Below are 24,017 nucleotides of genomic sequence, written 5' to 3' on the forward strand. Positions count from 1 at the left end.
CGCCCGTGACTGACCGCCGCATCGAGCGCGGGTTCGCCGTCGCGGTCGTCGCCGTCCTCGTGGTGAGCGTCGGCGCCGTCGTCGCCGCCCCCAGCGACGACGCGGCCGGCAGCCCCGAGGTCGCGTTCGACGCGCCGGTCCCCGCGGAGTACGACTTCGCGCTCTCGTCGGTGGACGAGCGCGGCGACGGCTACGCGGCCATCGGCGACGAACGCTATGACTCCCTCGCCGCGGCCGTCGACGCCGCGGAACCCGGTGATACGGTCAGCGTCCACGGCCACGTCGCTGGCCCCGTCAGCGTCGACACGCCGAACGTCACCATCGCCGGGAAGTCGCCCTCCGAGTCCGTCGTCTCCGGGAAAGCCGAGGGCGACGTCGTCACCGTCAACGCCAGCGGCCTGACGATTCGGGACGTCTGGGTGCGCAACGCCGGCTACAGCACCGAGGACAACGACGCCGCCGTCTGGGTGGACGCACCCGGCGCGACCGTCGCGGACACGCGCATCACGAACACCACGTTCGGCGTCTGGGTGAACGGCGTGCCGGACGCTCGCATCGCGAACACCACCATCGTCGGCCGCACGAGCGTCGAGCGTCGCTCCGACCGCGGGAACGGCATCCAACTCTGGCGCGCCAACGACGCCGAAATCGCGGACAACCGCATCACGGACGTCCGCGACGGCGTCTACTTCTCGTGGAGCTCGGGCGTGGTCGCGTCGAACAACACGCTGTGGGACCTCCGCTACGGCGTCCACTACATGTACTCCGACAGGAACCGGCTCGCGAACAACACCGCCTTCGACAACGACGCCGGCTACGCGCTGATGGTTTCGGACGACCTCGAAATCGTCGACAACGTCGCCGTCAACAACACCGGCACGAGCGGCCACGGCGTCCTCGTGAAAGAGGTCGACCACTCCACCATCGCCGGCAACGACCTCGTCGGTAACGACAACGGGATTTTCGTCTACAACTCTCTGGACAACGCGTTCCGGGACAACCTCGTGCTCGCCAACGACGTCGGCGTCCACCTCACCGCTGGCAGCGTCGACGTCCGCGCGGCCGGGAACTCGTTCGTCGACAACGCGGACGCGATGTACGCCGTGGTCGGCGAGCAGGTCGCGTGGAACGCCAGCGACCGCGGCAACTACTGGAGCGACGCCAGCCCCGTCGACGTCGACCACGACGGCGTCAGCGAGGTCCGGTTCCAGCCCGACGGCACCGTCGAGAACCTCGCGCGCCAACATCCCGGGACCCGCGTGTTCGCGTCCAGCCCGGCGTTCGACGCGGTCCGGCTGGCGGGTCGGTCGGTGCCGCTCGTGGACGCGCCCGGCGTCGTCGACCACCACCCGCTCGCGACTCCCGCTCACGACGACTGGAGGCGATACTATGCCTGACCCAACCATCGACATCCGCGACGTGCAGAAGTCCTACGGCACAGTCACCGCGCTCGACGGCGCCAGCCTCGCCGTCGACCGCGGGGAGACGCTCGGGCTCGTCGGCCGCAACGGCGCCGGCAAGACCACGCTGTTCAAACTCCTCGTCGGCCACGAGACGCCGGACGCGGGCAGCGTCACGGTCGCGGGCCTCGCGCCGTCGGCGGGCACCGCGCTCCGCGAGCGCGTCGGCTACCTCCCCGAACACGCCGGCTTCCCGCCGTCGCTGACGGGCCGCGAAGTCCTCTCGTTCCACGCTCGTGTCCGAAGTGTCCCTGCCGACGCGCGTGACGGCCGCGTCGAGCGCGTGCTCCGCACTGTCGGCCTCGCGGACGCCGCGGACCGCCGCGTCGGCGGCTACTCGAACGGCATGAACCGCCGGCTCGGGCTCGCCACCGCGCTCGTCGGCGACCCGGACGTCCTCCTCCTCGACGAGCCGACCGCCGGCCTCGACCCGGCGGGCGTCGCGGACTTCCACGCTATCGTGGACGCGCTCGCCACCGAGACGGACGTGACGGTCCTCGTCACCTCCCACGTCCTCACGGAAATCGAGCGCCTCTGCGACCGCGTCGCCGTCCTCGAAGATGGCGACGTCTCGGTCTCGGGGAGCGTCGAGGACCTCCGACGCGCGGCCGCAGACACCGTCTCGGTGGACGCGACCGTCGTGAGCGACCCCGACGCGGCCGCCGCCGACCTGCTCGACCACGCCGCAGTGACGACTGTAGAAACCGACGGCGCCCGCGTCCACTTGACCTGCGAGCGCGACGGCGTCTTCGACGTGCTCGACGCGCTTCGCGAGGCCGCCGACGTCGAATCTGTCGAGGTCACCGAGCCCGGTCTCGACGCGGTGTTTCGTGAGGAGGTCGCCGCGGGCGGCGACGTTGCAGTCGAAACCGGGGGTGAGCGGGCGTGACGGCAGACCGCACCGACGCCGTGGACGAGCAGCCTGCGACCGACGGCGGCGCAACTGCGGTCGTCGACGAACCCCCAGAGTTCGCAGCCGACGGCGCAACGGCGACAGACCTCGTGGAGCGCGACAGCATCCGCAGCACCGTCCGCGGCACTGTCGAGGTCGCCGCCTGCGAGTACCGCCTCGCGGTCCGGCGCCGCTGGGCGGTCGGCGCGGCGGTCGTGTTCGCGCTGTTCTCGCTGGCACTGGTCGTTCTCGGCGGCTCCGAGGTCGGGCCGACGCGCGTCGGCGCCGTGCTCGCGAGCTTCGCGCAGGTCGGCGTCTACGTCGTCCCGCTGGTCGCGCTCGCCGCGGGCTACGACGCCATCGTCGGCGCCGACGAGTCCGGCAGCCTCGAGATGCTGCTTGCGCTCCCGCTGTCGAATCTCTCGGTGGTCGTCGGGAAGTACGCGGGCCGCGCAGCCGCGGTCGGCGGCGGCATGCTGCTCGGGTTCGCGGTCGGCGGCGCACTCCTCGTCCGATACGCTGGCGTGGGCGTCGCCGGCGCGTACGCGTGGGTGGCGCTGATCGCGGTCGCCGCGGCGCTGGCGTTCCTCGGCGTCGGCGTCCTCTCGTCCGCGCTCGCCAGTGAGAAGACGCGGGCGCTGGGCGGCGCGCTCGCGGCGTGGGTGTGGTTCGTGCTCGTCCACGACCTCGTCGCGCTCGGCGCTATCGCCACTTTCGACCTCCCGCAGTGGGCGGTCTCCGTGGCGGTGCTCGCGAACCCCGCGGACCTCTTCCGCGTGCTCGTGCTCCGCACCGTCTCCACGACCGCGGGCGGCATCGCCGGCGTCCTCACCGGCGCGGGGCTGAGTCAGGGCGTGCTGCTGGCGGCGCTCGCGGCGTGGATACTCGTGCCCGTGACTGCCGCAGTCGCCGCGCTCGGCCGGCGCTCCATCTAGGAGTCCTGCTGCCACGCCGTCACGCGGAACCGCCGGTAGCCGCCGTGGGCGGCGTCCAGCGCGCCAATCCACCAGTTCCAGCGCTCCGCGGGCGACCCGCCCGGCGCGTCCCCGAGGTGGTCGACGACGGCCTCCGGCGTCACCTCGAAGTCGAGGTCGCCGTCTCCCGCCTCCGCGTCGGCGAGGTCGCCGGCCATCCGCGCGACCACGCGGCGCTCCGCGGGCGTCCCGCCGAAGGCGGCTTCGAGGCGGTCCATGAGAACTTCGCGGTCCATGTCCGTCACCGCGTGATTGTGTGGGCCGCGCCTTCAACGCTCGGGTGCCGGCCACGCCCCAGCACCCACAATTCCCCCGCGAGGAGCGTCCTGCCGGCGGGAGCGGCTTCGACGGGTTTTTGAACTGCGCCCGATTGGTTTCACGCATGGCTACGTTCCAAGTTGTCGTCGCCGACCCCGAGTCGGGGCGAAGCTACCAGCAGGAGGTAGACGGACAGGACGCGAATCGGTTCCTCGGCCTCGCAATCGGCGACGAAGTCGACGGCGAAGCCGTCGGTCTCGACGGCTACACGGTCGAAATCACGGGCGGCAGCGACGCCGCCGGCCGACCGATGCGCAGCGACGTCGAGGGTTCCGCGCTCAAGGACGTGCTGCTCACGGGCGGCCCCGGCTTCAACCCCGAGGACGACGGCGAGCGCAAGCGCGTCACCGTCCGCGGGAAGGAAGTCTCCGAGGCCGTCGCCCAGCTCAACGTCTCCATCGCCGAGCGCGGCGAGGAGTCCGTCGAATCCCTCTACGGCGAGGGCGAGGAGGAAGCCGAGGAAGCGGACGCCGAAGAAGCCGAAGCCTAACGGAACGCCACGCTTTTTCGCGTTCGTCGCGTATTCGTCGTCGTGAGCGACTACGACGCGTATCTCGCCGGCGACAGGACCGACGACGTCGCACTCTACCTCTCCGAGTCGTACGTCTCCGACGTGGACAAGCTAGCCGACCGCGACGACGCCGAACGGGTCGACGACGGCGTCGTGCTCGTCGTCGAGGGCGAGCGCGGCCGCAGCGTCTTCAAGAAAATTACGGGGATGGGCGCGATGGACTTCGGGTCCGCCGCGATGGACAACCCCGGGCACGTGGACAGCGACCTCGCGGGCGGCGACTGCCCGCACGCCAGCGACGGCCCCCAGGAGCACAGCCCCCAGTTCGCGTTCTCGTTCGCGGAACCCCAGAACGAGGAGGTCGGCGGCCTCTACGCGGAGGGCGACGTCATCCACGCCTACGTCTACTGTTCCTGCGGCGAGTCGTACTCCGACAAGTGGCTCGCGGGCGAGCGCTAGTCAGGACTCGTCCGGTTCTTCTTCGGGGTCGAGGTTGCGGAACCCGTCGAGGATGACCTGTTTCGCGGTCGCGCCCTGCGACGTCCAGTGGTTCGCGTAGTCCATCATGTCCTCGTAGATGTCGGGCTTGCAGCCCGCCGCCTTCGGGTGGCCGCCGCCGTTCACTTGGCGGGCGACCTCGTGGGCTCGCTGGAAGTCCTCGGTGCCCCGGATGCTCGCGCTCCCGGAAGGCTTGACGACGACTGCGGCGTCGGCTCCCTGTTCGCGCAGCGCCTCGGCGACCTCGTTCTGCGAGCAGCGGCCGTAGGTGACGCCGACGGTCCAGCCGTTGACCTCGCGCAGCGACGCCCGCGACACCGCGCGGTCGATGAGGTCGTTCTTCTCGACGCGGCGCTCCTCGAGGAACTCCATGACGTCCTCGGGGAGGTCCGCGCCGTGCTCCTGGATCGTCTCCATGTACTCGTCGGTGTCCACCCAGTAGGAGTAGTCCGCGAGGTCGTCGCTGCGCGGGTCCTCCTTCAGCCAGAGGTCGTGGTCGCGGGTGACAGCCGCGAGTTCCTTGAGGTAGCGCGGGAGGTCCGCGTCGATGGAGCGCACCGCGACGTCGGCCGTGCACTCCTCTTCGGAGTCGCCGATGACGAGGTCGACGCCCGCCTCGCGCACGGCGGCCTCGGTGTCGTCGGTCCACTGGTGGTGGTCGTACCAGTGCACGTCGCTGGCGTGCTCGACGAGGTACGCGAGCTCGTCCTCGACGTACGCGTACTTGTCCGGGCAGAGGTCACAGACGTACACCGTGCAGTCGAGTTCGCCGAACTCCGCGGCGCGCCGCAGGCCGTCTTCGAGTTCGTGCGGGCCCGCGGGCACGAGCGCCGCGTCGCCGTACACTTCGCGGACGATGGCCGCGCAGGCCATCCCGTCGGCGTCCGGGTCCGCGACGACGAGCACGTCCGCGCCCTCCGCTTCCTCGCGAATCTCTCGGTCCTTGCGCTCCTCGTGGATGCTGTCCGGGATGAAGAAGCCCTTGCCGGGGAGCAGCGACTTCCGCTCCAGCGGCATGTCCTCGTCCTCGATGACCCAATCTTCCATACTGGACGGACGCCCGGACGCGCAAAGAACCCAGTGGTTCGGTGGGTTGGCGGTCAGTCGTCGAGGTGCCACTCGCCGCGCCCCGTCGCGCTCGCGTAGTGACGGTCGCTCCCGAGCAGCCGGTCGCGTTTCCACTGGAAACTGCTGCGGTGGTCGTAGCCGACCGCACCCTCGGTCCGGAAGCCGCCACAGCCGGTGAGCGCGCTCCGGGCGCGGTCGGACGCGGGCGTCAGTTCGACGGCGAACTGGCTCCGAATCGTGTCCGAGACGTTCGCGACCTGCACGCCGTTGCGCGTGTGCGGGTTCGGGAAGACGCTGTCGAGGCGCTGGTCGTCGGGGAGGTCGGCGCTGCGGACGGCCTCCTCGACGGCGTACCCGTCGCCGGCCGCCGCGTGGAGGGTCGTTCGTAGACGGACGTACTGGCCGGTGTCTTGCCGGCTGACCGACGCGACCGTCCGCGACGCGTACGCCTCCCCGGTTTCGAGGCAGCCGACGACGTGCGCGGCACCCGCGTAGTCGTACATCGAGTCCGCCGAGGATTCCGGAACGAACGTGTCACACTCGGGGACGCGGCCGACGAGCGCCCACCCGAGCGGGTCGAGCGCGGGGTCGTCCCACCCGCCGTCGTCGACGAACGTGTACGTCTCGACGGTTCCATTCGCGTTCGGTATCGCCACGACCGTCTCGACGGGCCTCGCGCGGACGGCCTCGACGCCGAACGTGTACTCGCCTCGCACGGCTTCGAGCAGGCTGCGGAGCGCGGCTTGTACGTCACCGGCCGCGAACGCCACTGGTTTGCCCGCTCGCAGCGCTCGGACGAGGTCCCCGCGGTCCGCGCTCGCGGTCGCGAGCACGATGTCCGCCCCCGCGACTGCATCGTTGGTGTTCGGCGGGTCGGGGAGGTCGTCGGTGTCGCCGGCGAGGTACACGGCTTCGTCGTCGAGCGCGCGACTCGTGTCCGCGTGCAGGCCGCTCCCCGTGTTCACGTCCGGACGGCCGCCGTCGAACGCGCTACACCCGGCGAGGGCCGCGATACCAGTCGTACCGACTGCCGCGAGGAACCGGCGGCGCGTGGAGGGCATCGACTACACGCCCGGCCGCCCGGAGGAAAAAGCCCGCGTTGGGTCAGACGCTCGCTGTACTCCCGCTACTCGTTCTCGTCGAGCTGGCGCACCGTCAACACGGGCACCGGACACGTCCGGACGACGCGCTCGGCGACGCTCCCGATGAGGAAGCGGTTCTCACCGTGGCGGCCCCGCGTCCCGGTCGCGACCACGTCGGCGTCCACGTCGCGGGCGTACTGGCTGATTTCCGCGGCCGGCCGCCCCTCCCGCACTGCCGTCGTCACCCGCTGGTCGGCATCCTCGGCGATGCGCTCGACGGCCTCCTCGCCGCGTTCCTCGAGGGCGTCGTGCATCTCCTCGCGGACCTCCGCGGGCGCGCTCTCGACCTCACTCTCCTCTAAGACGTACAGCGCGTGGACGTCCGCGTCGAAGCGCTCCGCGAAGTCGAGCGCGACCGCGACGGCGCGCCCCACGCTCTCGGAGCCGTCGGTCGCGATGACCACCGTCTCTATCATACTCGACGCTGCGCGCCCGCGCCCCTTAAAGCCACGCGGCAGTGGAGCCCGCACACGCGGAGCGCTTTAGTAGCCCGCCCGCGCAGACGCAGCCATGAGCCTCGAAGTGGACACCGTGCTCGTGCCCGTGGACGGGACCGACGCCTCGGTCACGGCCGCCGAGTACGCGTTCGCGGTCGCGGACCGGTACGACGCCGACGCCCACGCGCTGTACGTCCTCGGCGAGACGGTCAGCCGCGGCATCCACGCCGGCGAAGTCGACGAACCGGAACTCGCCGACGAGACCCGGACGTTCCTCAACGACGTCGAGGAACTCGCGCCCGAGGACGTCCGCGTCGACTCGACCATCGCGTACGGGTTCTCCACGAGGCGCAAACTCCAGCACCCCGGCAGCGTCATCCTCGACTGCGCCGCGGACGTCGACGCCGACTTCCTCACCATCCCCCGCGAGGGCATGCGCGACGAAACCGGCGACGTCCTCGAAAAAGCCGCCGAGTACGTGCTGCTGTACGCCAGCCAGCCGGTCCTCTCAGTCTGACTCTTCCGCCGCGTCGCCCTCTGCCTCCGCGTCCGGTTCGTTTACGTCTGCATAATCTTCTGCCTCCGCGATTCTCGTCTTCACGAGCCCGTCCACCTGCGTGAACAGCGAGTGCACGAGCAGCCACGTCGCGCCGAGCGCGAACACACCCGTCAGCAACATGCCGATGGAGCCGGTCGGGAGCAGCATCGCCTGCAACACGACGAGCGCCACCCACACGAGCACCACGTGGAGCGTGAACCGGTTCGCCCGCGAGACGTGTTCGTCGGACCAATCAGGGGTTGTCATCGTCGGCACGTCCCCCGCCACCCAATTAGTTCAGTCGAATCGCCATCTCCATCTCGAAGCTCTCGGCGGCCGCCGTGTCGAAGCCGACCTTCTCGTAGAGCGCGACTGCGGGCCGGTTCCAGCGTTCGACGGTCAGCCAGACGTACTCCGCGCCGTGCTCCTGGCCGTGGCCGAGCAGCGCCTCGATGAGTTTCGTGCCGATGCCCGCGCCCTGGTAGTCCTGGTGGACGAAGATGGCGAGCTCGTACGTCGACTCGTTGTCCGGCACGAGCGTCGCGTGCCCCGCCACCTCGTCGTCGTCCCACGCCAGCACGTCGTAGCCGTCCTGCTCGAAGAGGTTCTCCAGCCACTCCCGGATGCGCTCCTCGCCGACCGGTGGCACGCCCTGCGCGCGGTCGGCCGGGTCGAACTCCACGTACATCTCCACGACGGCCTCGAAGGCGTCGTCGCCCGGGCCGTGCTCGCCCTCCCACGCTCGCACTTCGATGGTTCGGCCCTCGCCGTCCTCGAACTCCCGCGGCGGCCGCGGGAACTCGTCCGCGACCTCGTCGGGGTACGCTCGTTCGTCGGACATGCTATCGCACCAACTTCACGGACACGCGCGCGTTCAACAGCACGAACTCCGCGATGTTGCCGAGGCGAATCTTCCCCATCGGGCTTCGCTGGCCGCCCCCGAGCACGATTTGGTCGAACTCCTCGGTCTCGGCCAACTGCACGATACTACTCCCCGGGTCGCCGGACAACTGCCGCACGTCCGCCTCCAGGCCGGCCTCGGTCAGCGTCTCCCGAGCGACCTCCACGATGTCCTCGGGCGACCGGTCGCTGTCGGGATTCTCCACGACAGCCACCGTCACCTCGTCGCCGGTCTCGACCGCCCGTTCGACCGTCTCGTGGAGCGCGTCGAGGGAGTCGTCTGCGCCGCCGATGCCGAGCAGCACTTTCATAGTCGGACTGTCAGCGCCGCCGAGTAAAAGGATTCGGCTGGGAGGCGACGAGCAACGCGAGTCGCCTCCGAATATGTGAGCGGGGAGCGAAGCGACCCGCGAACTGCGGGATTCCGAGCACAGAGTGACCGAACGCCCCACTCAGCGTACCGCGCTGCTCGCGGCTCGCTACGCTCACGGCTCGCTCTTCCGTGCTCTCTCTCTCCGGTCGAGCACGTCCCCGCTCGTCCGTTCGGGAATTTCTCGCTGGGCTGATCGCCCCGCGCTGCTCACGGCTCCCTCTGGTCGCCGCTCGCAATAACGAGACTCCTCCCTCTGGTCGGAGTCTCGCCGGCGACACGCTTTTGCGCTCAACACGGCAACCCTACTCCATGCCCGAACGCGCTTCTCCCGCAGACTGGGACCTCACGCCGGCCGTCGAGCCGACGGAGGCCCCGACCGACGACACCGACGACGTGCCCGAGGACGTCCGCGAGTACGCGCGGTTCTCGAAGATGGACGGCGCGCAGTACGACCGCGTCAACGAGTTCCTCCGGGACCGAACCTACGTCACGGCCCGCGAGTGGGCGATAGCGCGGCTCTGCGCGGACTTCCGCACGGAGACTGGCGTGGAGATGACGAAAATCGGGGAGAACCTCCCGGAACTCGTGCCGTTCATGACCGACACGTACAGCCCGCAGGCGGTCAACCAGGCTCGGTCGGCGTTCGAGGACAAAGTCCGGATGGCGGGCGCGACGTTCCTCTACGGCGCGATGTCCGGGTTCTTCACGGCCGACGAGCTCGACGACCTGATGTACGAGGTGACGGAGGTCGCGAAGTTCCTGCTCGAAGTGGAGGGCGTCGACCTCGCCGTCGAGGAGGAGTTAGAGGCGGAGGAACGCATCTCGTCGGTGATGCGGGACGTGCGCTCGGCGAGCGACGAACTGCGCCACGACGGCACGGAGTGCCCGAACTGCGGGCACACCATCGACGCGGACGCGAGCGCCGACGACTAGGCGTCGGGCTGCTCCGGGAGGAACGGGTCGACGTTCTCGTGGACGAACTCCACGTAGTCGTCGTTGAGTCGCCGGCAGAACAGCCGGACTTCGCCGTTCGCGCGAATCGTGTCGAGTTTCTCCGCAGAGGTTGCGCTGTCGTAGTACGCGGGCACGAACACCGCGGTCTCGCTGTCTGGGTCTTTCTCCACGACGAGCAGGTACGTCGTACTGTTCGCGGCCGCCTGGAACACGTCCACGTCCGTGAACGCCGTGTCCTCGGCGAGTGCTTCGAGGTCCTCGTACTCGTCACCGGGCAGCAACACGTCGAGGCCGGTGCGGAACTCCGAGTCCACGAGTACAGAGTCGCCGGGGTGGAGTTCCAGCGTCGTCCAGCCGCGGTCGCGGTACGCCTCGGCGGTCGCCGCCATGTCGTCGACGACGGCCTGCCAGCCCTGCTCTGTCGGCTGGTTCGTTGGGCCGTCGCTGGCGGGGTTGTCGTTCATGTCTGTGTCGCGGGCAGCGCCGGGGATAAGCGTTGCCCAAGTCCCGCAAGGTATTTCTTGGGTGGACTGCGAATTTTGCCCAGTGACTGACCTCCTGTCGCTCTCCGGCCTGCGGACGCAGTTCGAGACCGAACGCGGCGCGGTGAAGGCCGTGGACGGCATCGACCTCACAATCGAGGAGGGCGAGACCGTCGGGCTCGTCGGCGAATCCGGCTCCGGGAAGAGCGTCACGGCGCTGTCGGCGATGGACCTCGTCGACGACCCCGGCGAGGTCGTGGACGGCCGCGTGACGTTCCGTGCTGCCGACCTCGCCGCCGACCTCGCGGGGGACTTTGAGGGCAGCGTCGTCCCGTACCCGTTCGAGCTCGTGGACGCCGTCTGGGAAGTCGTCGGCGACCTCCGCGTCGGCGAAGGCGTTGAGTCGGCGTCCGCGGAACTCCGCGGGATGTCCGCCGACCTCACGGGTGCCGACGACCCCGCCGACCTCGCGGACGACCTCCGCGAGGCCGCCGACCGACTCGACGAAGGCACGACCGAGTCCGTCGTCGCGGACGCCCTCGAAACCGCTGTCGACGATGCCGACGACGGCTTCGTCTACGTCGACGACGACGCGCGCGCCGAACTGCTGCGCGGGGCGGACGTGGCCGACGTGGACGTGACCGACGGCGTCCTCGACCTCACGGACGCCCCCGAGGAAGCGATGCGGAAGGTGCGCGGCGGCGAGATGGGGATGATCTTCCAGGACCCGATGACGTCGCTGAACCCCGCGGTGACCGTCGGCGAGCAGGTCGCCGAGTCGCTGCGCCTCCACCGCTACGGCGACCGCAAGCCCGACACGTGGCTGAACGCGATTCGCGAGATTCTCCCCAAGATTGGCGGCCGCGAGCACGACGAGGAAGTGTTCGAGGACGTCATCGACATCCTCACCGAGGTCGGAATTCCCGAGGCGACGACCCGGCTGGAGGAGTACCCCCACGAGTTCTCCGGAGGGATGCGCCAGCGCGTGCTCATCGCCATCGCGTTGGCGTGCCAGCCGCGGCTGCTGGTCGCCGACGAGCCGACGACGGCGCTGGACGTGACCATCCAGGCCCAGATTCTGGACCTCATCGACGACCTCCAGGACGAATTCGGGATGTCCGTGCTGATGATTACCCACGACCTCGGCGTGGTCGCCGAGACCTGCGACCGCGTCGCGGTGATGTACGCGGGCGAAATCGTCGAGGAGGGGCCCGTGGAAGAAATCTTCCACAACCCCAGCCACCCGTACACGTACACGCTGCTGGAGTCGATTCCGACCGAGGAAAAAGAGCGCCTGACGCCCATCGAGGGCAACGTCCCGGACCTCATCGACATGCCCGAGGGCTGCCACTTCGCGGACCGCTGCCCGTGGGCGCAACCCGAGTGCCGCGAGGGCGAGATTCCGTTCCTCCAGCACGGCGCCGAGGACGTCGACCACCGCTCGAAGTGCATCCTCCCAGACTTCGACGAGAGCGAGTACGGGTCCGAAGGCGTCTCCTCGAAGGCCGAACACGAAATCGGCGAACCGCTCGTGGAACTCCAGGAGATGCGCAAGTACTACGAGCAGGAGTCGGGCTGGCTCGACCGGTTCTTCCCGGGCGAGGAGCCCAGCGTGAAGGCCGTTGACGGCATCAGCCTCGACGTCCACGAGGGCGAGACGCTCGGGCTGGTCGGCGAGTCCGGCTGCGGGAAGTCGACGGCCGGGCGCGCGCTCCTCCACCTCGACCCGCCGACCGACGGCACGGTCGTGTTCGCGGGCGACGACCTCGGGACCCTCTCGAAGACCGAACTCCGGGAGAAGCGCAAGGACATGCAGATGGTGTTCCAGGACCCAATGTCGAGTCTCGACCCGCGGATGACGGTCGGTCAGACGGTCATGGAGCCGCTGAAGATTCACGACCTCGCGGAGGGCCACCGCCGCCAGCGCGTCGTCGAACTCCTCGAAGAGGTCGGGCTCGACCCGAGTCAGTACGACCGCTATCCACACGAACTCTCGGGCGGGCAGCGCCAGCGCGTTGGCATCGCGCGGGCACTCGCGGTCGACCCCGACTTCATCGTCGCGGACGAGCCGGTGAGCGCGCTCGACGTCTCTGTGCAGGCCCAGATTATCAACCTCATGGAGGACCTCCAGGAGGAGTATGGCCTGACGTACCTGTTCATCGCCCACGACCTCTCCGTGGTGCGCCACATCTCCGACCGCGTCGCGGTGATGTACCTCGGGGAAATCGTGGAGGTCGCGGGGACGGACGAGCTGTTCGGCGACCCCAAACACCCCTACACGAACGCGTTGCTGTCGGCGATTCCCGAGCCCGACCCGCTGGCCGAGACCAGCGACCGCACCATCCTGAAGGGGGACGTGCCGTCGCCTATCGACCCGCCGTCGGGCTGTCACTTCCGCACGCGGTGTCCGTCCGTGATTCCGCCCGAGGACCTTGACATCGAGCAGGAGCGCTACCGCGAAGTGATGTTCTACCGGCAGCGCGTGGAGTCCCGCGACATCGACCTTGACGCCGCACGTGAGCAGGCGGCCGGCGAGGCCCACGCGGACCGAGCGGTCGCGGACGGCGGCAGCGACCTCCACGCCGTCCTCCACGACCAGTTCTTCGATGAGCCACTCTCCGGGAAGGCTCGGGACGCCGTCGACGAGTCCTTCGACTACCTCGCCGAGGGCGACTGGGAGGGCGCGGAAGCGGTCCTTAGCGAAACCTTCGAAAGCGTCTGCGAGCGGAAGGACCCCCATCTCGGCGACGAGGCCCATCCCGCAGCGTGTCACCTGTTCTCCGACGCTGAGTGAATCGGGGCTGGGACTGCCCCGTCGCCGCCCCGGAGTTAGCGGCAATTTTGCCCCCGGACGAAGTCCGTCTGCGGGCGACCCCAGCGGCGTGTGCCGATTACACCACGACTATCCGATACTATTATTTGGGTAGCTCTCGGGTGTCCTCTTATGGCAGGTAATGACAGCCAGGTCTCACGGCGCAGTTTCCTGAAGGCCGCCGGTACCGCGACCGTCGCCGCGACCGCGACGAGTTCCGTTGCCGGCTGTCTCGGTGGCGGCGGCGGTGGCGGCGGCACGCTCCGGTACGGCCGGGGTTCGCACTCCTCGACGCTCGACCCGCAGAATACCACCAGCGGCGAGGTCGCGAAGGTGACCAACCAGGCCTACGAGGGGCTCATCGGCTTCCAGCCCGGGGAAGCCGCGCTCACCGAAGCGCTCGCGACCGACTGGACGATGGACGGCTCGAACGTCACCCTCCAGCTCCGCGAGGACGTGACGTTCCACGACGGCTCCGACTTCACGGCCGACGACTTCATCGCGACGTACCGCCGGTTCGTCGACGACGACTACGAGTACCACTTCGAGGACGCGTCCGCGTACGGGCCGTTCACGCTCGGTAACTGGATCGACAGCGTCTCCAAGGACGGCGACTACACGCTGAACATCACGCTCACGCAGACGTACGCGCCGTTCCTCCGGAACCTCGCAATGTTCTGCGCGGTCGTCATCTCCCAGGACGCCATCGAGGGCGACGTCAACCTCGACGAGGAGATGGTCGGCACCGGGCCGTTCGAGCTCTCCGAGCTCGACGACGCCAACAACCGCATCCAACTCACCGCCTACGACGACTACTGGGGCGACGCCCCGAACGTCAACGAAGTGCTGTTCCTCACGCGCGGCCAAAACTCCACGCGCGCACAGGCTCTCGTCGAGGAGGAGATGGAGATTATCGACGGCCTCGACCCCGACACCATCGAGACCGTCGAGGGGTCCGACACCGCCTCCGTGGAGACGGAGCAGGGCATCAACATCGGCTACATGGGCTTCAACATGTCCCGCGTGGAGGCGTTCCGCGACCGGCGCGTCCGCCGCGCAATCAGCTACGCCATCGACACGCAGTCCATCGTCGAGAACATCTACTCGGGCATCGCGACGCAGGCTGACCAGCCGATTCCGCCCGCGCTGTTCGGCCACAGCGACGACCTCAGCCCGTACCCCCACGACCCCGAGCAGGCGCAGTCGCTGCTCGAGGAAGCCGGCTACGGCGACGGCTTCTCCTTCGAGCTGACGACGTTCCAGAACCCGCGCGGCTACAACCCCGCGCCGCTCCCGACCGCCGAGACCATCCGGTCGAACCTCGACGAGGTCGGCATCGACGTCACCATCGACGACCGCCAGTTCTCGGACTACCTCACGTACACCGCCGAGGGCCGCCACGACGCGGCGCTCGCCGGCTGGTACACGGACAACGCTGACCCCGACAACTTCTGTTACGTCCTCCTCCACCCCCAGTGCGAGGTCCCCCAGGGCCAGGACTGGGTGTCGTGGGACACCGAGGGCTACAACACGTCCAACATCACGGCGTGGGCGAACCAGGATTACATGAACCACGTCGAGGAAGCACAGACGACGACGACCCAGAGCGAACGCGCGGACCTGTACAACGAGGCGGTCCAGATTGCCCACGACGAAGCGCCGTGGGTGTACATCGACTACGCCGAGGAGGTGCGCGGCGTCGGCAACGGCGTGAGCAACTACACCATCTCGGCCATCGGTGGCCCGCACCTCGACCTCGTCGAACTAGAATAACGGCCCCACGACGGGACCTTTTTAATTCTCGCACTCCCCCCTTCGCGTAATGGTCTCAAAGCGGTTCGTCGCAAAACGGTTGCTGCTCCTCGTCCCCGTGCTGTTCGGGGTGGCGACCGTCGTGTTCGTGATCCTCCACCTCTCGCCGGGCGACCCGGCGGTCGCAATCGCCGGCCAGCGCGCGAGTCAGGCGTTCGTCGAGCAGGTCCGCACGGACCTCGGGCTGAACGACCCGCTCTGGCAGCAGTACCTCCGGTTCCTCGGCGACGTCGCCACCTTCGACTTCGGCCAGTCCTACCAGATTCAGCGCGGCACGCCGGTCAGCCAGATTCTCGCCGACCGCCTCCCCATCACCATCGAGCTCGCGGTGCTCGGCCAGCTCGCGGGCCTGCTGTTCGGGCTGCCGCTGGGCATCCTGAGCGCGGTCAAACAGGACACGCTCACCGACCACCTCACGCGCATCGGCGCACTCAGCGGCATCAGCATCCCCATCTATTGGAGCGGCCCGCTGCTCATCCTGCTGTTCGCGCAGTTCCTCGGCATCCTACCGACGAGCGGCCGCATCGGCTCCGCGCACTTCATCGACGCCGTCACCGGCTTCATCCTCGTGGACACCCTCCTCGCGGGCGACCTCCCCGCGTTCCGGTCGGCGTTCCGCCACCTCCTGTTGCCCATCGTCGTGCTGGGCATCTACCAGATGGCCCTCATCTCGCGGATGATGCGCTCGTCGATGATCGAGGTCATCCGCCAGGACTACATGCGGACTGCCCGCGCGAAGGGCCAGGGCGAGAAGATTACGACGATGAAACACGGCCTCCGGAACGCCTTCATCCCCGTCATCACCATCATCGGCATCCAGTTCGGGGCGCTGCTCGGCGGTGCCGTGCTTACCGAGACCGTCTTCGAAATCAACGGCATCGGCACGCTGCTGGTCAGCGCCATCAACCAGAGTGACTACCCGGTCGTGCAAGCCACCGTGCTCGTGTTCGCGGTGATGTACACGCTGGTGAACCTCCTCGTCGACGTGACGTACTCCGTCCTCGACCCCCGCATCGAACAATGAGCACCGAAACCCAAACTCCCGACGTCGAGCGTGGCATCGTCGAGCGGCTCCGCGCGAGCCCGTTCCTCTCCGAACTGCTGTCGAACCGACTGGCCGTCCTCGGCCTCACGCTCATCGGCGGCGTGTTCGCGGTCGCCATCTACGCCCGGTTCGCCTACGACCTCGGCGCGATTACGTCGACGCAGTTCGGCACGAACCCGACCGAGGCCGCGCCGAGCGCGCAGTACTGGTTTGGCACCGACGGCCAGGCCCGCGACATCTTCCCGCGCGTGCTGTACGGCGCGTGGTACGCGATGCTGTACGGCACCGTTACGGTCGCCGCCTCCACCGTGCTCGGCGTCGGCCTCGGCATCATCGCGGCGTACTACGGCGACCTCACGGACAACGTCATCATGCGCACGATGGACGTGCTGTTGTCGTTCCCGTCGCTGTTGCTCGCGCTCGCGCTCGTCACCATCTTCCCGGACGACCTCGGGCTGTGGCGCGCGGTCGCGGCGCTGACGCTCGTGTACACGCCGCGGTTCGCCCGCGTCGTCCGCGGCGCCGCGCTGAAAGTTCTGGAGGACGAGTACATCGAGGCGACGCGCGCACTCGGTGCGACCGACCCCCGGCTGCTGGTTCGCCACGTGCTCCCGAACTGCCTGGCCCCCATCACCGTCCAGTCGACGCTGAACTTCGGGCTCGCAATCATCGACATCGCCGCGCTGTCCTTCCTCGGGTTCGGTGCCAGCCCCGGCGAACCGACGTGGGGGATGATGCTCTCGAACGGCGTCGAGTACGGCCTCTTCTCGGGGGCGTGGTGGTGGTCGTTCTTCCCCGGCCTGCTGCTCGCGCTGACCGTTCTCGGGTTCAACCTCCTCGGGGACGGCATGCGCGACGCGCTCGACCCGCGGATGCGGGAAGCGATTGACTGATTCTCCCCCCAGCCTGCGCGACCTCGTCGTTCGCGCGGGCCGCTGGACCCTCCGCGGCGCCGCAGTCGGCGTCGCCCTCTCGCTGGCGCTACTCGTCGTCACGTCCCCGAAGGGCGCGACCGACACGGCGTTCGCGCTCGGCGCGCTCGTCCTCGGATTCGGCGTGTTCGCGTGGGCGACCGCCGTCGGCCTCGGCGAGACGCTCCGCGGCGTCCGGGAGTACGTCGACGTCGGCTCCGCGTGGACCGAGGCTGGCGCGCGCGAGGCCTTCTTCGTGCTCACGTGGACGGGCGCGGGTTGGGCGTTCGCCGCCGCAGTCACGGCCGTCGCGCTCGGCGTCTAGTCCGGACGAATCTGCGTGCCGGCGTCGCCCGCGACCGCCGCAGCAATATCCCCCGTTCCCGCGACGACCGCGCGCTCGCCGCCCGCGTCGAGAAACCGCAGACACGCCCGCACTTTCGGCTGCATGCTCCCCTCGCCGAACTCGCCGCTGGCGAGGTGTTCACGCATCTCCGCGGCGGTCGCATCCTCGATGGAGGTCTGCTCGGCCGTCCCGAAGTCCGTGTAGACGCAGGGGACGTCCGTCGCCATCACCAGCACCTCCGAGTCGACGCGCTCGGCGACGAGGCGCGTCGTGTGGTCCTTGTCGACGACCGCCGCCACTCCCTCGATTCCTTCCTCCCCGACGGTGACCGGGACGCCGCCACCGCCGCCGCAGACGACGGGCGCGCCGTCCGCGACCAGACTCTCGACGCGCTCGCCCTCCAAAATCCGCGTGGGTTCGGGTGAGGGGACGACCCGCCGGTACGCCGTCTCGCCCTCGGGCGTCGTCACTTCCGTCGTCTCGAAGTCGCGCTCGCGGGCCTGCTCGGCGCTCAGGTACGGGCCGACCGGCTTCGACGGTTCGTCGAACGCCGAATCCTCGGGGTCGACCGCTACTTGGGTGACGACCGACGCGACGCTGGCGTTAATGCGCTCGTCGATGGCCTGCTGGAGGAGGTAGCCGATTTGTGCCTGCGTCTCCGCGACGAGCACGTCGAGGGGGCGCTCGGGCACGTTCGACTCCTCCTGCTGGCGGAGCAGCGCGCCGACCTGCGGGCCGTTCCCGTGCGTCGACACGAGGTCGTGGCCCTCCTCGTGGAGTGCCTGAAGTTCGTCGGCGGTCTCCTCGATTCGCTCGCGCTGGGCGGCTATCGTGGCTTCGCCGCTCGGCGCGAGCGCGTTCCCGCCGAGCGCGACGACCGCTCGCATACATGAGCGGTCGCCGTCGCCGCACTAAGCCCTGCCGGCAATCTCTCAGGCGCGGACGTTCTCGCCGTCGTGCTCGTCGAACTCCTCGCCGTCCCAGACGACCGTCCCGCGCACCATCGTCAACTCAGGGAACACGCCCGCCATCCCCTCGAACGGCGTCCACCCGCACTTCGAGTGGAGGTCGTCGCCGCGAATTTCGCGGGACGCGTCGGGGTCGACGAGCACGAGGTCGGCGTCCCGGCCGGCTTCGATGCGTCCCTTGTCGGACAGGTCGAAGATATCCGCGGGATTCGCGGCGGTGACGTCCCGCACGCGCTCGTAGCTCAGCCTCCCCTCGCTGGCAGCCTGGAGCAGCAGCGGCAGCGCGGTCTCGACACCCGGCACGCCGGAGGGCGCGTCCCAGATGCTCGCGTCCTTCTCCTCGCGCGTGTGGGGCGCGTGGTCGGTCGCGACGATATCGACTTCGCCGTCCTCGAGTCGCTCGAACAGCGCCTCGCGGCGCTCCTCGCTGCGCAGCGGCGGGTTCATCCGCCCGAACGTCCCCAACTCGTCGAGGTCCTCGCGCGAGAGGAACAGGTGGTGGGGCGTCACCTCGCAGGTCGCGCCGCCCACCCGCGCCGCGTCCACGCCCTCGGGTGTCGACGTGTGCGCGACGTGAATCGTCGCGCCGACGTTCCCACCGACGCCGACGGCGCGCTCCACGGCCGCCTCCTCGGCTTCGGCCGTCCGGTACGCGCTCCACGCGTCCGCGTCGTCACGCTCCTTCGCCTCCTCGGAGAATAGGTCGGCGTCCTCGGCGTGCACGGTAACGACCACGTCCTCCTCGGCCGCGCGCCGGCACGCGTCCGCGAACAGGTCCGCGTCGATGCCCATGTCCCCGGTCGAATCAGCGAGGAACACCTCCCCGAGCGCGAACAGCGGCCGGTCGAACAGCGTTTCGGGGTCCCAGTCTTCGGTGACGCCGCCGTTGATACCCCAGTCCACGAGCGAGTCGACCGCGTACTCGGCCTTCTCGTCGAACGCCGCGCCCGTCACCGTCGGCGGCTCCGTGTTCGGCTGGTCGACGACGGTAGTGACCCCGCCCGCCGCCGCGCTCCGCGACCCCGTCGCCCACGTCTCCTTGTGCCCGTACCCGGGCTGGCGGAAGTGCACGTGCGCGTCTATCATCCCCGGCAGCAGGCGCTTCCCCGTCGCGTCGACGAGCGTCTCCCCGTCGAGGTCCTCGCCCACCGCGTCGATGCGCCCATCCGCGATTCGGACGTCGCGCTCCCGCCCGTCCGCCAGCGTTGCGTTCCGGATTACTCGCATACGTGGTCGTCTTCAGGCACCGGCCTAAGTACTGCGGAGACGTACTCACCGCTCGTTACTCGGTGCCGCCTCCTAGAAAGCCCTCGTCGCGCTCGCGGACCGCACACGGCCTCCGGCCGCGAGCGCGCCTCGCCCTTTCAATCCGCCAGGGGCCGGCTGTGTAATCGCTGGTACTGTGGTTGGAAAGCCCCTAGAGCCGTTCCACGTCGACCTCTTCATCGCCGACGAGCGCACGCTCCAGTTCGTCCCTGACGCGTTCGGTGTCGCCGCCAGCAGTCGCGACGCTCCCCACCGATTTCGGGTCGAACGGGACCCCGAGTTTCGGGTAGACGTCTGCGAGTACGTCGGCAATCTCGTCGCGGTCGTCGACGACGAGCACGCCCGACGTGAGCGCGGCGTCCTTCGTCACGCGCTGGGCGATGCCCGCGAGTTTACCGTCCGCGGAGACGGAGTGGTCGCCCGGGCAGAACGAGTCTGGAGGTTCGCCCTCGTTGGCGGCCACGCCGACTGCAGCGAGCGCGTCGACGACGTCCGCGACCATCGCGTCGTAGCGCTCCTGGAGGCCCGTGCGGACGCCCTCGACCGGCGTGACTCTGGCGAACGCGAGCGTCGTCTCCGTGTACGCGACCGCGCGCCCGCCGACGCTGCGCTCGACTGGCGGGAAGCCGTGCTCTCGAGCAGCCTCGCGGGCGGCCTCGTAGCCGTCGCTGTTGGCGTCTCGGCGGCCGAACGCGAGTTGGCGACCCGGAGCCCACACGCGGACCGCCGGCTCGCCGGTCTCCCCGACGGAATCGAGGAGCCGCCGGGTCGCCGCGCGGTCGGCGTCCGGGCTGTCGGTTTGCTCGCGGAGCACGCGCATACCGGTCCCTTCGACCGACGGCGGTAAATCCTCACGGTCCGATTCGCGGGTATGGTCACGCTGGACGGCGACGTGCTCGCGCGCTACCCGCGAGCGTCCCTCTACAACTCGCCGTACCCCGCCCACGACGCCGGCTGTGCGGTCGACTTGTACCCCCGGACCGCTCGCGCCCCCAGTCCGGTCGCGGGCGAAGTCGTGGAGGCCCGCACCGTCCGCTGTCCGTCGAAGCCGTACGCCGCCGACCACGATCACCTCATCGTCGTCGATACGGGCGACTACCTCGCGCGCATCCTCCACGTCGCGCCCGCCGTCGAAGCCAGCGATACCGTCGCGCTCGGCGACGACCTCGGGCGGATGGTGCGCTCGGGCTTCTTCGCGCCGTGGGTCGACAACCACGTCCACCTCGGGTTCCGCGAGCGCGACGGCGACGCCGTGCGAGCGTCCGGGTCGCTCCCGCTCGACCTCGACGCGCACGTCGAGCCAGTCCCCTGGGACGGCACTGGCGAGGTCGTAGAAACCGGGGAGACGTACGCGCTCCTCGACGCGCCCGAACACCCTGAACCGGGCAAGCGGTTCGCGGGTATCGCCACCGACGACGGCCGTGTGCTCGACGGCGGCTTCCCGCACTACGAGGGCGGCGGCGTTTTCGGACGCGGCAGCGCGGACGACGACCCGGTTTCGTTCCTCGGGACGCACGTCGGCGACGTCGCGGACGGCCGCACCGTCGCGTGGCGGGACGTCACCGTGACGGCGAACGGCGAGCCGATTCGCGGGCTTTCGCTGTGGCTCGGCACCGATCGGCTCGGCGTCAAACTCGTCGCACCCGGCCACGACCTCGCGGTCGGAGATAGCGTCTCGGTCGACATTACGTAGCGGTCACCTGGGACCGCGTCCCGCCCACGCTCTTAATAGCGCCCCGTCTGTACTCCGGTGCATGGACGTCGACGACCACGTACGAATCACCGAGCGACTCATCCAGGCGGTCGAAATCGTCGCCGCGTACGTGCTCGTCTTGCTGTTCGCTGTCGGCGTCTTCGACCTCGGATTGAACATCTTCCAGTTGGTCCGCACGGGCGCCATCACGCAGACCAGCGAGGTCATCGCGCTCATCGACACCGTCCTCCTCCTCTTCATCATCGTGGAAATCTACCAGACGGTCGTCGCGTACACCCGCGAGGAGAGCGTCGTCCGCATCGTCATCATCACCGGCATCATCGCAGTCACGCGTCGCGTCATCAGTTTCCACCCCGATGACCACGCCGCGATGGAAGCGCTGCTGACGTCCGCCGGATTCGCCGTCCTGCTCGCCGTGCTCGTCGGCGCGCTCTACATCGTTCGGAAGACGCCCACCGAGTCCGGCAGTCTCCACTGACGGCTCCGACTACTGGAACGCGACCTCGTCGCGGTCGAGGACTTCGCCGAACAGCCAGTCGGCGTGGTCGAGCGCGTACTCGCGGTGCTCTTCTTCGATGTAGCCGATGGCGTCCTCGACGAGCACCGGCCGGTAGTCCCGCAGGCCCGCGCTCCCCGCGGTGTGGAGCACGCAGACGTTCGCCAGCGTCCCGCAGACCAGCACGTCGTCGATACCGTAGGTGTCGAGGTGCCCTTCGAGGCCGGTCTGGTAGAACGCGTCGTAGGTGTGTTTCTCCACGACGTAGTCCTCGTTGCGCACGTCGAGGCGGTCGTGGAGCTGGGCGTCCCACGTCCCCTCGACGACGTGCTCGCCCCAGCGCTCGAACTCGTCGTAGTAGTGGTTGCCCTCGAACTGCTCGGGCGGGTGGACGTCCCGCGTGTAGACGATGCTCGCGCCCGCCTCGCGCGCCCGAGAGACGAGCGAGGTGACGGGGTCGACGACTTCATCGCTGGCGGGCGCGTACAGGCTCCCCTCGGGGTGGCAGAAGCCGTTCTGGACGTCCACGACGACGACCGCGGTGCTGTCGGGGTCGAACTCCATGCGCGAGTGCTCGCCGGCGAGCCACTAAGCCGTTGGGCCGGCCCTCGGGCGGTGTGGCTGTGCGTAGCGTTTTACCCCGTCGAGACCGAACCGCGTGTAATGACACGCCGTATTCTGGCCGTGGCGTTCGTCGCGCTGGTCGTCCTCGCCGGCTGTCAGTCCCCCGCCGGGACCGGCGGTGGGGCCGTCGAGACCACGACCGCGCCCGCGACGAGCGACTTCGACTACGCCGACCCCGCCGGCGACGCGCTCGGCTGGGAGGGCGGCTACTGGCACAACGAGTCCCTCCCCGTGACCGTCGACGACGGCCTCAACGAGACCGAACGCGACCAAGTCGTCAACCGGTCGATGGCGCGGGTCGAACAGCTCCGCGGCATCGAATTCCAGAAGCCGGTGCCCGTCGACGTCATCTCGCGGTCGACGTACCGCGACGAGTACACCGGCACCGGAAACTCCAGCGACGCGATGGCGACGTTCGACAACGTAAAATTCGAGGCGCTGTTCCTCGTCGGCGAGCGAAACGACTCGCTGTCCGTCCAGAACGAAAACCGCGGGTCGAACGTGCTCGGGTTCTACACGCCCCGCGACGACCGAATCGTCGTCATCTCCGAGTCCGAGACGCCGACCATCGACGAGAACACACTCGGCCACGAGCTGATGCACGCCCTCCAATTCCGGAACTTCCAGGCGAACTTCTCCTCGCCCACCCGGGACAAGGCCAACGCCCACAACGGCCTCATCGAGGGCGAAGCGAGCTTCCTCGACAGCCAGTACAGCGAGCGCTGCGGTGCCGAGTGGGAGTGCGCCACGCCCGAAGCCGCGGGCGGTGGTGGCGGGGGCGGCGGGAGCATCCACCTCGGCGTCTACATGATGAAGTACTTCCCGTACAGCGCGGGGTCGGCGTTCGTCGAGCACGTCCACAGTGACGGCGGCTGGGACGCGGTCGCGGGCGTCTACGACCAGCCGCCGGCGTCCTCCGAGCAGGTCGCCCAGCCCGAGAAGTACGGCAGCGACCAGCCCCGGGACGTCTCGCTCCCCGACCGCTCTACTGACTCCTGGGAGCGCGTCACGCCCGGCGGCCGCGCGCCCTACGGCGAAGTCGGCGTCGGCGGGCTCACCGCGATGTTCGGCTACCCCGCCTACGAGCAGGACCGCCACCCGCAGGACGCCGTGTTGAACCCGCTGAACTATGGCGCGAACGGCGACATCGACCAGGACTCGCCGTTCGACTACGCCACCCAGCCCGTCGCTGGCTGGGACGGCGAAAAACTCTGGGTGTACGAGAACGGCAACGAGACCGCCTACACGTGGCGGCTCGCGTTCGACTCCAACGGCGACGCCCGCGAGTTCGCGCGGACGTACCGCCACCTCCTCCAGTACTGGGGGGCCGAACAGCGCTCGAACGGCGTCTGGCGCATCCCCGAGAACGAGAGCGAGTTCGCCGACGCGTTCCGCGTCACTCGCTCCGGGAACGAGGTCACCATCGTGAACGCGCCCACTCCCGGCGACCTCGGCGACGTCCACTCGCAGTAGGGA

General features: G+C 69.2%; 27 protein-coding genes. 15 read left to right on the forward strand and 12 right to left on the reverse strand.

What is annotated here, in order from left to right:
* Window positions 1–5 precede the first annotated feature (5 nt).
* The 3 genes from nosD to LPA46_RS07745 are packed head-to-tail and all read left to right on the forward strand — an operon-like array spanning window position 6 to window position 3,287.
* Complete coding sequence (gene nosD, locus LPA46_RS07735) at window positions 6–1,397, forward strand: nitrous oxide reductase family maturation protein NosD (RefSeq protein ID WP_230892037.1); 1,392 nt, start codon at window positions 6–8, stop codon at window positions 1,395–1,397.
* Window positions 1,390–2,349, forward strand: coding sequence for an ABC transporter ATP-binding protein (locus LPA46_RS07740; RefSeq protein ID WP_230892038.1), 960 nt, complete (start codon window positions 1,390–1,392; stop codon window positions 2,347–2,349). Before nosD ends, LPA46_RS07740 begins: the two co-directional genes overlap by 8 nt.
* On the forward strand, window positions 2,346–3,287 hold the full coding sequence (locus tag LPA46_RS07745; protein WP_230892039.1) for an ABC transporter permease: 942 nt from the start codon (window positions 2,346–2,348) through the stop codon (window positions 3,285–3,287). Before LPA46_RS07740 ends, LPA46_RS07745 begins: the two co-directional genes overlap by 4 nt.
* Here LPA46_RS07745 and LPA46_RS07750 read toward each other — a convergent pair.
* Window positions 3,284–3,562, reverse strand: a complete 279-nt coding sequence (locus tag LPA46_RS07750; protein ID WP_230889424.1) for a hypothetical protein — start codon at window positions 3,560–3,562, stop codon at window positions 3,284–3,286. The genes LPA46_RS07745 and LPA46_RS07750 overlap by 4 nt on opposite strands.
* Window positions 3,563–3,708: 146 nt before the next feature.
* On the opposite strand from LPA46_RS07750, the gene LPA46_RS07755 reads away from it, so the two are divergent.
* Both LPA46_RS07755 and LPA46_RS07760 read left to right on the forward strand, forming a co-directional pair.
* On the forward strand, window positions 3,709–4,134 hold the full coding sequence (locus LPA46_RS07755; protein ID WP_230889423.1) for a 30S ribosomal protein S6e: 426 nt from the start codon (window positions 3,709–3,711) through the stop codon (window positions 4,132–4,134).
* A gap of 42 nt (window positions 4,135–4,176) precedes the next feature.
* Window positions 4,177–4,614: a DUF5807 family protein gene (locus LPA46_RS07760; protein WP_230889422.1), complete on the forward strand. Its 438-nt coding sequence runs from the start codon at window positions 4,177–4,179 to the stop codon at window positions 4,612–4,614.
* On the opposite strand, the gene LPA46_RS07765 is transcribed toward LPA46_RS07760, so the two are convergent.
* The 3 genes from LPA46_RS07765 to LPA46_RS07775 all read right to left on the reverse strand — a co-directional run bounded on the left by LPA46_RS07765 (window position 4,615) and on the right by LPA46_RS07775 (window position 7,279).
* Complete coding sequence (locus tag LPA46_RS07765) at window positions 4,615–5,700, reverse strand: DHH family phosphoesterase (protein WP_230889421.1); 1,086 nt, start codon at window positions 5,698–5,700, stop codon at window positions 4,615–4,617.
* 53 nt (window positions 5,701–5,753) lie between these two features.
* A complete protein-coding gene (locus LPA46_RS07770) occupies window positions 5,754–6,782 on the reverse strand; it encodes a hypothetical protein (protein ID WP_230892040.1) in 1,029 nt (342 codons plus the stop codon).
* 65 nt (window positions 6,783–6,847) lie between these two features.
* On the reverse strand, window positions 6,848–7,279 hold the full coding sequence (locus tag LPA46_RS07775; RefSeq protein ID WP_230889419.1) for a universal stress protein: 432 nt from the start codon (window positions 7,277–7,279) through the stop codon (window positions 6,848–6,850).
* Window positions 7,280–7,373: 94 nt separating this feature from the next.
* On the opposite strand from LPA46_RS07775, the gene LPA46_RS07780 reads away from it, so the two are divergent.
* Window positions 7,374–7,817 (forward strand): universal stress protein, encoded by a 444-nt coding sequence (locus tag LPA46_RS07780; RefSeq protein WP_230889418.1) that lies wholly within the window; start codon window positions 7,374–7,376, stop codon window positions 7,815–7,817.
* Here LPA46_RS07780 and LPA46_RS07785 read toward each other — a convergent pair.
* The 3 genes from LPA46_RS07785 to LPA46_RS07795 are packed head-to-tail and all read right to left on the reverse strand — an operon-like array spanning window position 7,809 to window position 9,049.
* Window positions 7,809–8,105, reverse strand: coding sequence for a hypothetical protein (locus LPA46_RS07785; RefSeq protein ID WP_230892041.1), 297 nt, complete (start codon window positions 8,103–8,105; stop codon window positions 7,809–7,811). The two genes, LPA46_RS07780 and LPA46_RS07785, sit on opposite strands and share 9 nt — an antisense overlap.
* A gap of 25 nt (window positions 8,106–8,130) precedes the next feature.
* Complete coding sequence (locus LPA46_RS07790) at window positions 8,131–8,679, reverse strand: GNAT family N-acetyltransferase (RefSeq protein ID WP_230889416.1); 549 nt, start codon at window positions 8,677–8,679, stop codon at window positions 8,131–8,133.
* A gap of 1 nt (window position 8,680) precedes the next feature.
* Window positions 8,681–9,049, reverse strand: coding sequence for a universal stress protein (locus LPA46_RS07795; protein ID WP_230889415.1), 369 nt, complete (start codon window positions 9,047–9,049; stop codon window positions 8,681–8,683).
* Window positions 9,050–9,300: 251 nt separating this feature from the next.
* On the opposite strand from LPA46_RS07795, the gene LPA46_RS07800 reads away from it, so the two are divergent.
* Window positions 9,301–10,044, forward strand: a complete 744-nt coding sequence (locus LPA46_RS07800; RefSeq protein ID WP_442903378.1) for a DUF5806 family protein — start codon at window positions 9,301–9,303, stop codon at window positions 10,042–10,044.
* On the opposite strand, the gene LPA46_RS07805 is transcribed toward LPA46_RS07800, so the two are convergent.
* Window positions 10,041–10,529, reverse strand: a complete 489-nt coding sequence (locus LPA46_RS07805) for a DUF7529 family protein (protein ID WP_230889413.1) — start codon at window positions 10,527–10,529, stop codon at window positions 10,041–10,043. The genes LPA46_RS07800 and LPA46_RS07805 overlap by 4 nt on opposite strands.
* Before the next feature lie 82 nt (window positions 10,530–10,611).
* On the opposite strand from LPA46_RS07805, the gene LPA46_RS18815 reads away from it, so the two are divergent.
* The 5 genes from LPA46_RS18815 to LPA46_RS07840 all read left to right on the forward strand — a co-directional run bounded on the left by LPA46_RS18815 (window position 10,612) and on the right by LPA46_RS07840 (window position 17,452).
* On the forward strand, window positions 10,612–13,341 hold the full coding sequence (locus LPA46_RS18815) for an ABC transporter ATP-binding protein (RefSeq protein ID WP_330166328.1): 2,730 nt from the start codon (window positions 10,612–10,614) through the stop codon (window positions 13,339–13,341).
* Window positions 13,342–13,491: 150 nt separating this feature from the next.
* On the forward strand, window positions 13,492–15,132 hold the full coding sequence (locus LPA46_RS07825) for an ABC transporter substrate-binding protein (protein ID WP_230889412.1): 1,641 nt from the start codon (window positions 13,492–13,494) through the stop codon (window positions 15,130–15,132).
* Between the two features lie 49 nt (window positions 15,133–15,181).
* Window positions 15,182–16,195 (forward strand): ABC transporter permease, encoded by a 1,014-nt coding sequence (locus LPA46_RS07830; protein ID WP_230892042.1) that lies wholly within the window; start codon window positions 15,182–15,184, stop codon window positions 16,193–16,195.
* A complete protein-coding gene (locus LPA46_RS07835) occupies window positions 16,192–17,109 on the forward strand; it encodes an ABC transporter permease (protein ID WP_230889410.1) in 918 nt (305 codons plus the stop codon). The genes LPA46_RS07830 and LPA46_RS07835 overlap by 4 nt, the downstream gene beginning before the upstream one ends.
* On the forward strand, window positions 17,102–17,452 hold the full coding sequence (locus LPA46_RS07840; RefSeq protein ID WP_230892043.1) for a DUF7268 family protein: 351 nt from the start codon (window positions 17,102–17,104) through the stop codon (window positions 17,450–17,452). Before LPA46_RS07835 ends, LPA46_RS07840 begins: the two co-directional genes overlap by 8 nt.
* Here the strand turns inward: LPA46_RS07840 and LPA46_RS07845 are convergent.
* The 3 genes from LPA46_RS07845 to LPA46_RS07855 all read right to left on the reverse strand — a co-directional run bounded on the left by LPA46_RS07845 (window position 17,449) and on the right by LPA46_RS07855 (window position 20,527).
* Window positions 17,449–18,360 (reverse strand): amino acid kinase family protein, encoded by a 912-nt coding sequence (locus tag LPA46_RS07845; protein ID WP_230892044.1) that lies wholly within the window; start codon window positions 18,358–18,360, stop codon window positions 17,449–17,451. The genes LPA46_RS07840 and LPA46_RS07845 overlap by 4 nt on opposite strands.
* 45 nt (window positions 18,361–18,405) lie before the next feature.
* Window positions 18,406–19,668, reverse strand: a complete 1,263-nt coding sequence (locus tag LPA46_RS07850; RefSeq protein WP_230892045.1) for a dihydroorotase — start codon at window positions 19,666–19,668, stop codon at window positions 18,406–18,408.
* Between the two features lie 190 nt (window positions 19,669–19,858).
* Window positions 19,859–20,527: a lipoate--protein ligase family protein gene (locus LPA46_RS07855; RefSeq protein WP_230892046.1), complete on the reverse strand. Its 669-nt coding sequence runs from the start codon at window positions 20,525–20,527 to the stop codon at window positions 19,859–19,861.
* 51 nt (window positions 20,528–20,578) lie between these two features.
* On the opposite strand from LPA46_RS07855, the gene LPA46_RS07860 reads away from it, so the two are divergent.
* Window positions 20,579–21,400, forward strand: a complete 822-nt coding sequence (locus LPA46_RS07860) for a hypothetical protein (protein WP_230892047.1) — start codon at window positions 20,579–20,581, stop codon at window positions 21,398–21,400.
* Window positions 21,401–21,461: 61 nt separating this feature from the next.
* Entirely contained in the window at window positions 21,462–21,899 is a 438-nt protein-coding gene (locus LPA46_RS07865) for a phosphate-starvation-inducible PsiE family protein (protein WP_230889404.1), read from the forward strand.
* Window positions 21,900–21,908: 9 nt separating this feature from the next.
* Here the strand turns inward: LPA46_RS07865 and LPA46_RS07870 are convergent, their stop codons facing one another.
* Window positions 21,909–22,481 (reverse strand): cysteine hydrolase family protein, encoded by a 573-nt coding sequence (locus tag LPA46_RS07870; protein WP_230892048.1) that lies wholly within the window; start codon window positions 22,479–22,481, stop codon window positions 21,909–21,911.
* Window positions 22,482–22,580: 99 nt separating this feature from the next.
* Between LPA46_RS07870 and LPA46_RS07875 the strand changes: the two genes are divergently transcribed.
* A complete protein-coding gene (locus LPA46_RS07875) occupies window positions 22,581–24,014 on the forward strand; it encodes an Hvo_1808 family surface protein (RefSeq protein WP_230892049.1) in 1,434 nt (477 codons plus the stop codon).
* The last annotated feature ends 3 nt before the right edge of the window (window positions 24,015–24,017 follow it).

Source organism: Halobacterium sp. KA-6 (assembly GCF_021029015.1).
In the GTDB taxonomy this organism is placed as follows: domain Archaea; phylum Halobacteriota; class Halobacteria; order Halobacteriales; family Halobacteriaceae; genus Halobacterium.

Coding starts and splice junctions, on each gene's coding strand:
- LPA46_RS07740 (WP_230892038.1), top strand. CDS start 1,390: ATGCCTGACCCAACCATCGACATCCGCGACGTGCAGAAGTCCTACGGC.
- LPA46_RS07750 (WP_230889424.1), bottom strand. CDS start 3,562: ATGGACCGCGAAGTTCTCATGGACCGCCTCGAAGCCGCCTTCGGCGGG.
- LPA46_RS07755 (WP_230889423.1), top strand. CDS start 3,709: ATGGCTACGTTCCAAGTTGTCGTCGCCGACCCCGAGTCGGGGCGAAGC.
- LPA46_RS07765 (WP_230889421.1), bottom strand. CDS start 5,700: ATGGAAGATTGGGTCATCGAGGACGAGGACATGCCGCTGGAGCGGAAG.
- LPA46_RS07770 (WP_230892040.1), bottom strand. CDS start 6,782: ATGCCCTCCACGCGCCGCCGGTTCCTCGCGGCAGTCGGTACGACTGGT.
- LPA46_RS07775 (WP_230889419.1), bottom strand. CDS start 7,279: ATGATAGAGACGGTGGTCATCGCGACCGACGGCTCCGAGAGCGTGGGG.
- LPA46_RS07780 (WP_230889418.1), top strand. CDS start 7,374: ATGAGCCTCGAAGTGGACACCGTGCTCGTGCCCGTGGACGGGACCGAC.
- LPA46_RS07785 (WP_230892041.1), bottom strand. CDS start 8,105: ATGACAACCCCTGATTGGTCCGACGAACACGTCTCGCGGGCGAACCGG.
- LPA46_RS07790 (WP_230889416.1), bottom strand. CDS start 8,679: ATGTCCGACGAACGAGCGTACCCCGACGAGGTCGCGGACGAGTTCCCG.
- LPA46_RS07795 (WP_230889415.1), bottom strand. CDS start 9,049: ATGAAAGTGCTGCTCGGCATCGGCGGCGCAGACGACTCCCTCGACGCG.
- LPA46_RS07805 (WP_230889413.1), bottom strand. CDS start 10,529: ATGAACGACAACCCCGCCAGCGACGGCCCAACGAACCAGCCGACAGAG.
- LPA46_RS07825 (WP_230889412.1), top strand. CDS start 13,492: ATGGCAGGTAATGACAGCCAGGTCTCACGGCGCAGTTTCCTGAAGGCC.
- LPA46_RS07830 (WP_230892042.1), top strand. CDS start 15,182: ATGGTCTCAAAGCGGTTCGTCGCAAAACGGTTGCTGCTCCTCGTCCCC.
- LPA46_RS07835 (WP_230889410.1), top strand. CDS start 16,192: ATGAGCACCGAAACCCAAACTCCCGACGTCGAGCGTGGCATCGTCGAG.
- LPA46_RS07845 (WP_230892044.1), bottom strand. CDS start 18,360: ATGCGAGCGGTCGTCGCGCTCGGCGGGAACGCGCTCGCGCCGAGCGGC.
- LPA46_RS07850 (WP_230892045.1), bottom strand. CDS start 19,668: ATGCGAGTAATCCGGAACGCAACGCTGGCGGACGGGCGGGAGCGCGAC.
- LPA46_RS07855 (WP_230892046.1), bottom strand. CDS start 20,527: ATGCGCGTGCTCCGCGAGCAAACCGACAGCCCGGACGCCGACCGCGCG.
- LPA46_RS07860 (WP_230892047.1), top strand. CDS start 20,579: ATGGTCACGCTGGACGGCGACGTGCTCGCGCGCTACCCGCGAGCGTCC.
- LPA46_RS07865 (WP_230889404.1), top strand. CDS start 21,462: ATGGACGTCGACGACCACGTACGAATCACCGAGCGACTCATCCAGGCG.
- LPA46_RS07870 (WP_230892048.1), bottom strand. CDS start 22,481: ATGGAGTTCGACCCCGACAGCACCGCGGTCGTCGTCGTGGACGTCCAG.
- LPA46_RS07875 (WP_230892049.1), top strand. CDS start 22,581: ATGACACGCCGTATTCTGGCCGTGGCGTTCGTCGCGCTGGTCGTCCTC.